This is a genomic window from Pseudarthrobacter enclensis (assembly GCF_001457025.1).
GTDB lineage: Bacteria > Actinomycetota > Actinomycetes > Actinomycetales > Micrococcaceae > Arthrobacter > Arthrobacter enclensis.
On the sequence record NZ_KQ758599.1, the window covers coordinates 61,545 to 73,687 of the forward strand.

At 68.4% G+C, this 12,143-nt stretch carries 10 protein-coding genes; 7 read left to right on the top strand and 3 right to left on the bottom strand.

Annotation, left to right across the window (positions count from 1 at the left end):
* Positions 1 to 25: 25 nt before the first annotated feature.
* Entirely contained in the window at positions 26 to 1,456 is a 1,431-nt protein-coding gene (locus AS031_RS00280) for a TrkH family potassium uptake protein (RefSeq protein WP_058266163.1), read from the bottom strand.
* A gap of 104 nt (positions 1,457 to 1,560) precedes the next feature.
* On the opposite strand from AS031_RS00280, the gene AS031_RS00285 reads away from it, so the two are divergent.
* Both AS031_RS00285 and AS031_RS00290 read left to right on the top strand, forming a co-directional pair.
* Positions 1,561 to 2,772: an acetoin utilization protein AcuC gene (locus tag AS031_RS00285; protein WP_058266164.1), complete on the top strand. Its 1,212-nt coding sequence runs from the start codon at positions 1,561 to 1,563 to the stop codon at positions 2,770 to 2,772.
* Positions 2,773 to 2,849: 77 nt separating this feature from the next.
* Entirely contained in the window at positions 2,850 to 3,431 is a 582-nt protein-coding gene (locus AS031_RS00290; protein WP_058266165.1) for an ArsR/SmtB family transcription factor, read from the top strand.
* Positions 3,432 to 3,434: 3 nt separating this feature from the next.
* On the opposite strand, the gene AS031_RS00295 is transcribed toward AS031_RS00290, so the two are convergent.
* Complete coding sequence (locus AS031_RS00295; protein WP_058266166.1) at positions 3,435 to 4,793, bottom strand: alpha-hydroxy acid oxidase; 1,359 nt, start codon at positions 4,791 to 4,793, stop codon at positions 3,435 to 3,437.
* Positions 4,794 to 4,818: 25 nt separating this feature from the next.
* A complete protein-coding gene (locus tag AS031_RS00300) occupies positions 4,819 to 5,853 on the bottom strand; it encodes a LacI family DNA-binding transcriptional regulator (RefSeq protein WP_058266167.1) in 1,035 nt (344 codons plus the stop codon).
* A 361-nt stretch (positions 5,854 to 6,214) separates the two neighbouring features.
* Between AS031_RS00300 and AS031_RS00305 the strand changes: the two genes are divergently transcribed.
* The 5 genes from AS031_RS00305 to AS031_RS00325 are packed head-to-tail and all read left to right on the top strand — an operon-like array spanning position 6,215 to position 12,098.
* Positions 6,215 to 7,618, top strand: a complete 1,404-nt coding sequence (locus AS031_RS00305) for a Gfo/Idh/MocA family protein (RefSeq protein WP_058266168.1) — start codon at positions 6,215 to 6,217, stop codon at positions 7,616 to 7,618.
* Positions 7,619 to 7,647: 29 nt separating this feature from the next.
* The gene (locus AS031_RS00310; protein WP_058266169.1) at positions 7,648 to 8,607 is read left to right on the top strand and encodes an NAD-dependent epimerase/dehydratase family protein; all 960 of its coding nucleotides are present in this window, start codon (positions 7,648 to 7,650) and stop codon (positions 8,605 to 8,607) included.
* Entirely contained in the window at positions 8,604 to 9,509 is a 906-nt protein-coding gene (locus AS031_RS00315) for a 5-dehydro-4-deoxyglucarate dehydratase (RefSeq protein WP_058266170.1), read from the top strand. Before AS031_RS00310 ends, AS031_RS00315 begins: the two co-directional genes overlap by 4 nt.
* Positions 9,509 to 10,612: a mandelate racemase/muconate lactonizing enzyme family protein gene (locus AS031_RS00320; protein WP_058266171.1), complete on the top strand. Its 1,104-nt coding sequence runs from the start codon at positions 9,509 to 9,511 to the stop codon at positions 10,610 to 10,612. The genes AS031_RS00315 and AS031_RS00320 overlap by 1 nt, the downstream gene beginning before the upstream one ends.
* Before the next feature lie 34 nt (positions 10,613 to 10,646).
* A complete protein-coding gene (locus tag AS031_RS00325) occupies positions 10,647 to 12,098 on the top strand; it encodes an aldehyde dehydrogenase (NADP(+)) (RefSeq protein ID WP_058266172.1) in 1,452 nt (483 codons plus the stop codon).
* Positions 12,099 to 12,143 lie beyond the last annotated feature (45 nt).

Genomic DNA, 12,143 nt, shown 5'->3' on the forward strand with positions numbered 1-12,143 from the left:
GGGACGCCGGGGTGCTTCTGACGAACTAGCCAATGATGGGCCTCTCTTCGGGATAGTGGAACAGCTGGCTGCGCTGCCGCAGGGCCAGCGCGGCTGCGAGGGTTACCGTACCCACACGGCCGGCGAACATGAGCGCGGTGAGCACGTAGACGCCCTCGGGGCCCACCTCGGCGCTCAGGCCGGTGCTCAGGCCCACGGTGGCGAACGCCGAAATCGTCTCAAACAGTACCCGGTCCAGGGACGCGCCGCTGAAGTGGAGCAGCAGGAACGCCGACACGGAGACCAGCGTGGCGCCGGCGACGATCACGGAAATGGCAACCCGCATGGTGCCCTGCGGAATGGTGCGCCCATACACCTTCACGTCGGCGTCGCCGCGGGCCTCGGCGATGATGGCCAGGAACATCACGGCGATGGTGGTGACCTTGATGCCGCCGGCTGTCGAGGCTGAACCGCCGCCGGCGAACATCAGCGCATCGGTCAACAGCTTGGTGGTGGACTCCATGTGGTTCTGGTCCACCAGGTTGAACCCGCCGGAACGGGTCATGACGGAGGCGAACAGGGAATGGGTGACCTTGTCCCCGAACCCCATGGGCCCGATGGTGCGGGCGTTGTCCCACTCCATCAGCGCCCACAGGAACGTTCCGGCCACCAGCAGGATGAAGGAAACCTGGATGGTCAGCTTGGTGTGCAGGTTCCACTTCTTCCAGTTCAGGCCGTTCTGCTGCAGCACCATCACCACCGGGAAGCCGAGGCTGCCCAGGAACACGCCCACCATCAGCGGGACCAGGATCCACAGGTCCGTCTCATAGGGGACGATGCCGTCCGAGTGTGGTGTGAAGCCGGCGTTGTTGAACGCGGAAATCGCGTAGAAAATACCGTGCCACACGGACTGCCAGAAGGGTTCGCCGAGGGTCAGGAACCGGGGAATCAGGGTGAGCGCCAGGATGCCTTCGATGACCACGGACGTGGTGATGACGATCCGCAGCAGGGTGCCCACTTCGCCCAGCCGCCCGGCGTTGTTCATGGATTCGGCGGCGATGATCTTCCCGCGGACGCCGAGCCGCTTGCTGACCATGAGGGCCAGCAATGACGCCAGCGTCAGGGTGCCCAGGCCGCCGATGAAGATGCCCACCAGGATCACGAGCTGGCCGAAGAACGACCAGTGGACGGCGGTGGACACCACGGTCAGTCCCGTCACGCACACCGCCGAGACGGCGGTGAACAGGGCCTGGTGCAACGGGGTGGCCGTGCCGTCCGCGGAGGAAACCGGCAGTGACAGCAGGAACGTGAACACCAGGCAGACGGCGGCGAACGCGCTCAGGGCCAGCCGGGCCGGGGAGGTGTTGGCAATGTCGTCGATGAAGTCGCGCAGCCGGGTAAAGATCCAGAGGCCCGCCCGCTCCTCCGGCGGGTGCCAGCTGGCCGGGGTGCGGGGCCTTGACTGGCTTTGCGTCATGGGTGGCTTATCCTCGGTTGAATCTGCTTTCCCCAGTAGTAAACCACTAAAGGCCGCGTCATGGCCGGGCAGGGACGGGCCCGTGCTCGGGTAGCCTGTGATTGATGACATACCTGCCCGGCCTGAGCCAGCCCGCGCCGCCAACGGTGGTGGCGTGGAGCGCTGACATGACAGCCTACAACTTCGGCCACGGGCACCCCATGGCGCCTGAACGGATGGAACTCACCGCACGCCTCGCCCGGAGCCTGGGGCTGTTCACGCTGGACCACGTCTCCGTGGAAGCACCGGAGGTCGCCACAGACAGCGAACTCGCGGCCGTGCACGCGCCGGACTACGTGGCGGCGGTGCGCAGGGTCAGCGCTGATCCCTCCACGCCCGACGAAGCCCGGGGACTGGGTACCGAGGACGACCCCGCCTTCGCCGGCATGCATGAAGCTGCGGCCCGGCTGGCCGGTGGATCACTGCTGGCGGCCACCAGGATCCTCGACGGCTCGGCGCTGCACGCCGTCAACTTCGGCGGGGGCATGCACCACGCGGCGCGCAGCCGTGCAAGCGGCTTCTGTATTTACAATGATGCCGCGCTGGCGGTCCAGAGGCTGCTGGACGGCGGGGTAGGGAAGGTTGCCTACATCGACGTCGACGCCCATCACGGCGACGGAACGGAGAGCATCTTCTGGGACGACCCCCGCGTCCTGACTCTCTCCCTGCACGAGACGGGCATGACCCTCTTCCCCGGCACCGGCTTTGCCAACGAGATCGGCGGCCCGGGCGCCGAGGGGACGGCCGTGAACGTCGCCCTGCCGGCCGGTACCGGAGACGCGGGCTGGCTGCGCGCCTTCTACGCGGTGGTTCCCCAGTTGGTGGCTGCCTTCGAACCGGAGGTCATTGTGAGCCAGCACGGCTGCGACTCGCACCGGACGGACCCCCTGACGCACCTCAAGCTCAGCGTGGACGGCCAGCGGGAGGCCGCGTCCGCCGTCGCGAACCTCGCAGGCCGGTTCTGCGGCGGCAGGTGGATCGCCACCGGGGGAGGGGGCTACAACGTCCTGGACGTCGTTCCCCGGTCCTGGAGCCACCTGGTGGCCATTGCAGCCGGACGTCCCGTCCCCCTGCGCACTGCCGTCCCGCAGGACTGGCGGGAATATGTCGAGGAGAAGTACGGCACGCACGCGCCTGATTTCATGGGCGACGACGTCGAGCTGTGGTGGCGGTCCTGGGAGGTGGGATTCGATCCCAACGACGCCGTGGACCGCACCGTCATGGCCACCCGCAAGGAAGTCTTTCCGCTGCATGGACTGGACCCCTGGTTCGATTGACGTGGCCTCCGTCCCATTCCGCTCCCGCCCCGAAATAGTTGATGCCTTCCGGCGTATATGTCGTTAGGGTGGGAGGCATGGTGACAGACGACGTATTTGCCGTCATTGCGGAATCGACCCGGCGCGACATCCTGGTTTCCCTGTGCGCCGGGGACAAGGCCGTGGGCGAACTGGTGGAGGAATTGGCCGCGAGCCAGCCCACCATTTCCAAGCACCTGAAAGTCCTGCGGGAGGCCCAACTGGTCAGCATGCGCGCCCAGGGCCAGAAGCGCTACTACGCGCTGAACCGCAAGCCCCTCGAGGGTGTGGCCAACTGGCTGGGGATGTTCGACGTTGTTCCGGCGGCGGTTGCCGGACCGGCCACCGCCGCAGCCCCGGACAAGCACGACGCCCCTGCAGCCCCCGCCGCCAGGGAAACCGTGCCCGCTGCCGCTGAAACGGAAGCGCAGGAACCACTGCCGTCCGTCCCGGCCGACGTCCTGGTGCGGGACGGTGCGGAGCTGAGCCCCGCCGTCGTCATCCCCGGTGGCACCTCGGCGCCGCTGAGCGATGACAGTGTTCCCCAGCAGATCGGCCGGACTGTGGGACGGGCCGCCACCCGCGCCGCGGACCTGTTGGCCAACCTGCCCAACCTGCCCAAATTCGGGCGGAAGAAGTAGGACCTACTTTCCCAGCAGCCGGACGTGCTCCGGCGTGAGCTCGGAAACCCGGCTGACGCCCAGCAGCGCCATGGTCCGGGCCATGTCCTTTTCCAGGATCTGCAGCGCCCGGTCCACGCCGGCCCGGCCGCCGGCCATCAGCCCGTACAGGTAGGCCCTGCCGATCAGGGTGAAGTCCGCCCCCAAAGCCAGCGCCGCCACGATGTCCGCGCCGCTCATGATCCCCGTGTCGAGCATGATGGCGGTGTCCGCGTTGTCCGCCGCGAACGCCTGCTTCACGTCCGGGAGCAGGTGGAAAGGAATGGGCGCCCGGTCCAGCTGGCGCCCGCCGTGGTTGGACAGGACCACGCCGTCCGCGCCGTGGTCCGCCACCCGCCGGGCGTCCTCCACAGTCTGGATGCCCTTGACCACCAGGTTGCCCTTCCAGGTTTCGCGCAGCCAGTCCAGGTCCTCAAACGACAGGGTGGGATCGAACATGGAGTTGATCAGGTCCGCCACGGTGCCGGTGTACCGCGACAGCGACGCGAACGTCAGCGGCTCGTGGGTGAGGAAATTGAACCACCACGCGGGCCGGTAGGAGGCGTCCACCACGGTCTTCAGGGTCAGCGCCGGCGGTATGGTCATGCCGTTGCGCACATCGCGGAGGCGGGCGCCGGCCACGGACGTGTCCACCGTGACCATGAGGGTGTCGTTGCCTGCCCGGGCGGCGCGCTCGATGAGCTCCAGCGACCGGTCGCGGTCTGTCCACAGGTACAGCTGGAACCAGTTCCGCCCGTTCGGCGCCGCGGCCGCAACGTCCTCGATGGACGCGGTGCCCATGGTGGACAGCGTGTAGGGGATGCCGGCGGCCTCGGCTGCCTGGGAGCCCGCGTACTCGCCTTCGGACTGCATCATCCGGGTGAAGCCTGTGGGGGCGATGCCCACGGGCAGCCGGGAGGGCCTGCCCAGGATGTCCGTGCCCAGGTCGATGCTGGAGACGTTCCGCAGGATGCCGGGCCGGAATTCGATGTCCAGGAAGGCCTGGCGGGCGCGGCGGAGGGTGATTTCCCCTTCCGCTGCTCCGTCCGTGTAGTCGAACGGTGCCTTCGGCGTCCGGCGTTTTGCCATGTCCCGGAGGTCCCAGATGGTGCTGGCCCGCGCCAGCCGTGCTTCCCTGCTGAAGTCCGGCTTCTTGAACTGCAGGAGCGGGGCGAGGTCCGAATACTTCGGCACGCGGCGCCTGAGTGCTGGCGGCAGGGCACGGACCGGCGGCAGGGCAGAGGCCGACGGCGGCGCGGGCGCGGGTGCCTGGGCTGCGGGGATGTCCGTGGCGTCCGCCGCGGGCGTTGCCTCCGGGTTGTTGGGCTGGACGGTGTGCGTCATGGTCTCCTCCGGCATCCCGGGCGGGTCAGCCGTGAACGGCGGTGCGTGCCGCCCTGGCCGGGCCGCTGCTGGAGCGGACTTCGAGGCGTGGCTGGTACCGGCTGCCCGGGGCGTCGCTCGCTTCCTTCCGGATCAGCGCCCGCAGCTGCTGCCAGGCCTGCTCTCCAAGTTCGGTGATGGGGACCGCCGCCGTGGTGAGGGCCGGCGTCGTGTACTTGGCGAAGGGGATGTCATCGAAGCCGGTGACGGAGATGTCGCCGGGGACATCGATGCCGCGTTCATGCAGGCCGCTCATCAGCCCCATGGCCACGAGGTCGTTGAAGGCAAGTATGCCGGTGGCGCCGCACTCCAGTACAGCGTCCACGGCCTCATGCCCGGTATCGAAGTCCGATCCGCCTTCCAACATGGTGACCTCCACGTGGGGGTGCGCGGCCTTGAATGATTCCAGACCCTGCAGGCGCAGACCGTTGGATGCGCTGCGCGGCGGACCAGCCAGGAAAGCGAGCCGGGTGTGGCCAAGCTCCACGAGGTGCTCTGCGATGTCCTGCACGCCCTGCCCGTAGTCCACCACCAGGCTGGGTATGCCCGCGGCGGCCGTGATGCGGTTGATCAGCACCAGCGGGTGCAGGGACGGGGCGATCTCTTCCAGTTCGGCGTCGGTCATGCGCGGCGCGCACAGGACCAATCCGTCGCACCGGCGGCGGGCCTCCCCGGCCAGGATTGCCTCCTCGCTGGACACTTCGAAGGAATCGGCGATCAGGACCCGGTACCCGTCCTGGGCCGCCGCCCGGCTCAGCCCGCGCAGGATGGCCTGGAATGTGGGGTTGGCCAGGTCCGGGACCACGATGCCGATGGTGTCCGTCTTGCCCAGGGCAAGGCTGCGGCCTACGGGGTTGGGCTGGTACTTCAGCTCGGCCGCTGCCGCCCGGACGCGGGCTGCGATGTCCGGGTCCACCGTGTAGTTGCCGTTCATCACGCGGGAAACGGTGGCATGGGAGACGCCGGCCTTCACTGCGACATCTGCGATGCCGATACGGCCGGTTGCCGATTTCCTGACCATAGGGAACCTTTCCTAGCGCCACGGACCATGGGCCCCGGCCGGTTTTGCCAACGCTGCAGCAGCATCCGGCCGCCTGGGTGGCGGTGCATTGAGTGCCAGCATATAACGCTCTGGGAAAACGATTTCTATTGTTTTCCCGTGTTTTCCCACGCTTTTTCCCGGTTTTCCGGCCATCCCTCACCGTTGTGAGGTAGAAAACGCTTTCTTCCAGTTGGCAGAATGGTTGACGGCATGCTGCCGCAGTTGATACAAATCATATAGCTAATCGAGAAAACGCTTTCTCGCCGGTGCAGCACAACGCCGGAGCCGCTATCCCCGGACCGCCCGCAGGACCGGGCCCATGTCTTCGAAAGGGACCCCCATGGTCAACACAGCCGAGTCCGCCGCCGCTGCACCCACGGTGAGTCACGGCGGGAAGGCCCGCTTCGCCCTCATCGGCACGGGCGGCCGCTCCGAGATGTACATCCGCGCCATCTTCGGCAAGCACGCCGACACCGCCGAACTCGTGGCGTTCTCGGACGTCAACCCGGGCCGGGTGGAGTTCTACCAGAACCTCATCCAGGAACTGGGCGCCCCTGGCCCCATCGCCTCGTTCGACCCCAAGGACCTGACCGCGTTTGTCCAGGCCAACAACATCGACCGGCTGGTGGTCACCACGCCGGACTACACCCATGCCGACTACATCGTGGAGGGCCTGCGCGCCGGCGCCGACGTCGTCGTCGAAAAGCCCCTCACCATCGACGCCGAGGGCTGCCGGCGCATCACCCGGGCGGTGGAGGAGACAGGCCGCAACGTGGTGGTCACCTTCAACTACCGCTACTCGCCCCGCAACAGCGCCCTCAAGGAAATCATCCAGAGCGGCGTGATCGGCAAGGTCACCTCCATCGACTTCAGCTGGGTCCTGGACACCGTCCACGGCGCCGACTACTTCCGCCGCTGGCACCGGGAAAAGAAGAACTCCGGCGGGCTGCTGATCCACAAGGCCTCGCACCACTTCGACCTGGTCAACTGGTGGATCGACGACGTTCCCGAGCGGGTCTTCGCCTCGGGCGGACTGAAGTTCTACGGCGACAAGAACGCCGCCGAACGCGGGCTGGGCGCCCGGCCGGAACGCGGCACCCCCGCGGACGATTCCCCCGCCGCCGGCCGCGACCCCTTCGCCCTGGACCTGCGCGAGGACGAACGGCTCAAGGCACTGTTCCTCGACAACGAACACTACGACGGTTACCGCCGCGACCAGGACGTCTTCACCGGCGGCATCACCATCGAGGACAACCTTGCCCTCGTGGTGGAGTACCAGGGCGGCCCGCGGCTCAGCTACTCGCTGAACGCCCACAGCCCGTGGGAGGGCTACCGGGTGGCCGTCAACGGCACCGAAGGCCGCGCCGAACTGGAAGTGGTGGAACGGGCCGCCGTCGTCCACAGCACCGACAAGAAGACGGTGGTGGACCCTTCCGCCACCCCGGTGGAGGAAGAGGACGCCGTCCGCCGCAACGGTGAACGGCTGGTGGTCCAGCGCCATTGGGAGCCCGCCTACGAGGTGCCGATCGTCAACGGTGAAGGCGGCCACGGCGGCGGCGACGCCCTGCTGCTGTCGGATCTCTTCAACGGCCCCGGCGAAGACCCGCTGGGCCGCCCGTCAGGCTACCTGGACGGCCTCCGCTCCGTCTCCGTGGGCATCGCGGGCAACCGCTCCCTGGAAAGCTCCCTGCCCGTGCGCGTCGAGGACCTTGACCTCGGCGTCGACCTTCGCCGCGGCAACTGACCGCCGCCACGAGACCCTAAGGAACAACCATGAGCAGGATCTTTGTCACCGGCGGCTCCGGCCGGCTGGGACGCAGTGTGGTGGCAGGGCTCGCCGAAGCCGGCCACCAGGTCATCTCCGTAGACCGTGACGCCCTGCCTGCAGAACTGCTGCCGGCCGGCGTCGAGCAGGAAACCGCTGACCTGCTGGCGCCCGGCGAGGCCCTGCGCCTCATCCGGAACGCCAGGCCCGACGCCGTCATCCACCTGGCGGCGATCGCGGTACCGTTCAGCGCGCCAGAGGACGTCATCTTCGCCACGAACACCAGGCTCGCCTTTGCCGTCATCAGCGCAGCCACCGAACTGGCAGTGCCGAAGATCGTCACCGCCAGCAGCCCCACCGTCCTGGGCTACGGTTCACCCGCAGGCTGGCTGCCGCCGTCGTTCCCGCTGAACGAGCTGACCCCGCCCAGGCCGTGGAACGCGTACGCGCTGTCCAAGCTGATCGCGGAACAGACCGTGCAGATGTTCGCCGCCGCGCAGGGGGAGAAGCTCCGCTACGCCGCCTTCCGGCCGTGCTTCGTCATCTCGCCGGAGGAGTGGGAAGGCGCCCCCACGCAGCAGGGCCATACGCTGGCAGAGCGGCTCGCCGACCCCGCCCTTTCCGCGCCCGCGCTGTTCAACTACGTGGATGCCCGCGACGTGGCGGAATTCCTGGACCTGCTGCTGGACAAGATGGACTCCATCCCCAATGGCGAGACGTTCTTCGTCGGCGCCGCAGACGCCCTGGCCACCGCGCCGCTGTCAGAGCTGATGCCCCGCTTCCTGCCGGGCAGCGACGCCATCAGCGCAGCGCTCACCGGCACCAGCCCCGCGTTTTCCATCCACAAGGCACAGGAACTGCTGGGCTGGCAGCCCCGGCGCAGCTGGCGCACCGAACTCAAATCCACCCTCAACGACGAGACCTCCACGCTGGTGACCGCCGGCAGCGGAGCCAAGGAGACATCATGAAATTCGACGGCGTACTCTTCTTCCCCGTCACCCCGTTCACGGCCGAAGGCGCCGTGGACGTGGAACTGCTCAAGGAACACATCGCCTCCCGGCTGCCGTTCGGCCCGGGCGGCGTGTTTCCCGCCTGCGGCACGGGCGAATTCCACGCCCTGAGCATCGAGGAGGTGCGCACCGTGGTGCGCGCCGCCGTCGAAGTGGTGGACGGGAAGGTGCCCGTGGTGGCCGGAGCCGGCGGTCCCCTGGGGCACGCCCTGGCCGCCGCCAAGGCTGCCGAGGAAGCCGGCGCCGACGCCCTCCTGGTGCTGCCCCCGTACCTGGTCACCGGACCCACCGACGGGCTGGTCGCCTACATCGAGGCCGTGGCGGCCGCCAGCAGCCTGCCGGTGATCGTCTACCACCGAGGAAACGCCAAATTCACCGCAGCGTCCATGGCCCGGCTGGCCGCCAACCCCAAGGTGGTGGGCTTCAAGGATGGACTGGGCGACGTCGGCCTCGCCCAGGAGATCGTGTCCGCCGTGAAGGCCACCGGCCGCGACGACTTCGCGTTCTTCAACGGCCTGCTGACCGCCGAACTGACGCAGGGCGCCTACCGGGGCCTGGGCATCCCGCTGTACTCCTCCGCAGCGTTCGCCATGGCGCCGGAGATCGCCAAGGCCTACTACGACGCCTACGTCTCCGGTGACGAGGACCGCCGGAACGCCCTGCTGGAAGGCTTCTACGCACCCCTGGTGCGGCTCCGTGACCAGACCCCGGGTTTCGGCGTATCCCTGATCAAGGCCGGCCTACGCCTGGGCGGCCTGCCCGTCGGTTCCGTCCGGGCCCCGCTGGTGGATCCCACCGACGAACAGCTGGTTGAGCTCAAGGCCATCCTCGCCAAGGGCTACGAGCTGGCCGGCCGCTGATGACTGCCCCCGCGCCGGAGTCCGTCCGCACCGCCCCCCGCATCACCGGTCTAACCACCCGCCTGATCACTGTCCCGCTGCGCCGGCACTGGGGAGCGGAGGCACCGGAAAACCACGTGATCGTCACCCGGCTCCAGACGGACGACGGCGGCGCGGGGCACGGTTTTTCCTGGACGCCCACCATCGGGCCACAGGCAGTCAAGGCACTGCTGGACCACGACATCGCCCCGTTCATTGCCGGGCTGCCCGCGGCGCCGGAAGCGGTGTGGGACGTGCTGTGGAAGCGCCTGCACGAGGCCGGGGGAGGCGGGCTGACCACCATCGCGATGGCCGGCGTCGACCTCGCCCTGTGGGACCTGCAGGCGCGCCGCGCCGGAACGTCAGTCACCGGGCTCATCGGGCAGCGGCAGGAATCTGCCGAGGTCTACGGGTCCGGGGTCAACCTGCACTACACACTGGACGAACTCGTGGAACAGGCCCGCCGGTGGGTTTCGGCCGGGCACCAGGCGGTGAAGATCAAGGTGGGCAAGCCGGACCTCCGCGAAGACGCCGAACGCGTGGCCGCCGTCCGTTCCGTCCTTGGCCCGGACCGCCGGCTCATGATTGACGCGAACCAGCGGTGGGACCTGCCCACCACCTTCCGGGCACTGGAGGTACTCTCCGAATACGGCCTGGACTGGCTGGAGGAGCCCCTCCGCGCGGACGACCTCTGGGCATACCGGAGGTTGCGGAAGCACTCACCGGTGCCCATCGCCCTTGGCGAAAACCTGCACACCATCTACCGGTTCCGCGATTTCATAGAGGCGGAGGCGGTGGACATCATCCAGCCCAACATCATCCGGGTTGGCGGGATCACCCCGTTCCGGCGGATCGTTGAGCTGGCCCGGACCCACAGCATCAAAGTGATGCCGCACCTGCTTCCGGAGCTGTCCGGACAGCTGGCGCTGACCCTGGCCGAGCCCACGCTGGTGGAGGACGTCGAAGAGGCGTCCTTCGAGCAGCTGGGCATCCTGGACGGGCCGTCGCCGGTGCGGTTCACGGACAGCCGGGTGGCCCTGGCGGACCAGCCGGGACTTGGCTTCCGGTTCCGGGACGGGCTTTGACCATCTCTCTTCCAACGATGAACAGGTACCTGACGTGACAACTGCAACGCTTTCCCTGTCCGAACTCACCTCGGCGGCCACGGAGGCGGCACGCCTCTCCGCAGCCGCCACCGATGCCGAGCGCGCCGCGTGGCTCACGGCGGTGGCGGACGCGCTGGATGCCAACGCAGCCGAACTGGTGGAAATCGCCGATGCGGAAACCAGCCTGGGATCCGTCCGGCTCACCGGTGAGGTGGCCAGGACCACCGGCCAGCTGCGGCTCTTTGCCCGCGTGATCACCGAAGGCTCCTACCTTGAGGCGATCATTGACCACGCCGACCCAGGTTCCACGCCGCCCAAGCCGGACCTGCGCCGGATCCTGAAGCCCATCGGCCCGGTGGCGGTCTTCTCGGCGTCGAACTTCCCGTTCGCCTTCTCCGTTGCCGGCGGGGACACCGCCTCGGCCCTGGCCGTGGGTTGCTCCGTCATCGTCAAGGCGCACTCCGGGCACGTGCGGCTGTCCGAACGGACCGCGGAGATTGTTGCTGACGCGTTGCGCGCTGCCGGCGCCCCGGACGGGCTCTTCGCATTGGTCAGCGGACGGGAAGCGGGCACTGCCCTGGTGCAGGACCCGGCCATCAAGGCCGTGGGCTTCACCGGTTCCATCCCCGGCGGCCGGGCACTGTTCGACCTCGCCACCTCCCGCCCGGACCCCATTCCCTTCTACGGCGAGCTGGGCAGCCTCAACCCGGTGGTCATCACCGCCGCGGCACTTGCTGAACGCGGCGCTGAACTGGCGGCGGGCCTGGCCGGTTCCTTTACCCTGGGCGCAGGCCAGTTCTGCACCAAGCCCGGACTCGTCTTCGTCCCTGCCGGCACATCTTTCGCTGCACAGGTAGTGGAGGCCAGCAAGGACAAGCCCGCCCACGGAATGCTGACCAGCCGCATTGCCGACGCTTACCCGGAGGGGCTGCGCAGCTTCGCCGCCGTGGAAGGCGTGGACGTGGTGGGCGGCACCGTGGACCAGGACGCCGCGGCCAACGGCGCGGCACCCGTGGTGTTTTCCACCACCGCCGCCAAGGTGCTGGAACGCCCGGAACAGCTCCTGGAGGAGTGCTTCGGTCCCACCACGATGCTCATCGAATACACGGACCAGGATGAGCTTTCCGCCGTGCTGGCCAAGGTGCCAGGCAGCCTGACGGCCACCCTGCACGCTGAGCCGGGCGAGGACACCGCGCAGCTGGTGGAGCAGCTCTCCGGGCTCGCCGGGCGCGTCCTGTTCGCCGGCTGGCCCACCGGGGTGGCCGTGAACTGGGCCCAGCAGCACGGCGGCCCGTACCCGGCCACCACGTCCCTGTTCACCTCGGTGGGCGCGACGGCGGTCCGCCGGTTCCAGCGTCCGGTGGCCTACCAGGACGCCCCGGAAACAGCACTGCACCCGGCCCTGCACGACAGCAATCCGCTGGGCATCCCGCGCCGCGTGGACGGAGAACTGCAGCTTCCGTAGCCGCAGATAGAAAATCCCCCGGAGCCTTTCGGCCCCGGGGGATTT

Excerpts from the sequence above, each read along its gene's own strand:
- AS031_RS00280 (WP_058266163.1), bottom strand. The coding sequence starts at position 1,456 with ATGACGCAAAGCCAGTCAAGGCCCCGCACCCCGGCCAGCTGGCACCCG.
- AS031_RS00285 (WP_058266164.1), top strand. The coding sequence starts at position 1,561 with ATGACATACCTGCCCGGCCTGAGCCAGCCCGCGCCGCCAACGGTGGTG.
- AS031_RS00290 (WP_058266165.1), top strand. The coding sequence starts at position 2,850 with ATGGTGACAGACGACGTATTTGCCGTCATTGCGGAATCGACCCGGCGC.
- AS031_RS00295 (WP_058266166.1), bottom strand. The coding sequence starts at position 4,793 with ATGACGCACACCGTCCAGCCCAACAACCCGGAGGCAACGCCCGCGGCG.
- AS031_RS00300 (WP_058266167.1), bottom strand. The coding sequence starts at position 5,853 with ATGGTCAGGAAATCGGCAACCGGCCGTATCGGCATCGCAGATGTCGCA.
- AS031_RS00305 (WP_058266168.1), top strand. The coding sequence starts at position 6,215 with ATGGTCAACACAGCCGAGTCCGCCGCCGCTGCACCCACGGTGAGTCAC.
- AS031_RS00310 (WP_058266169.1), top strand. The coding sequence starts at position 7,648 with ATGAGCAGGATCTTTGTCACCGGCGGCTCCGGCCGGCTGGGACGCAGT.
- AS031_RS00315 (WP_058266170.1), top strand. The coding sequence starts at position 8,604 with ATGAAATTCGACGGCGTACTCTTCTTCCCCGTCACCCCGTTCACGGCC.
- AS031_RS00320 (WP_058266171.1), top strand. The coding sequence starts at position 9,509 with ATGACTGCCCCCGCGCCGGAGTCCGTCCGCACCGCCCCCCGCATCACC.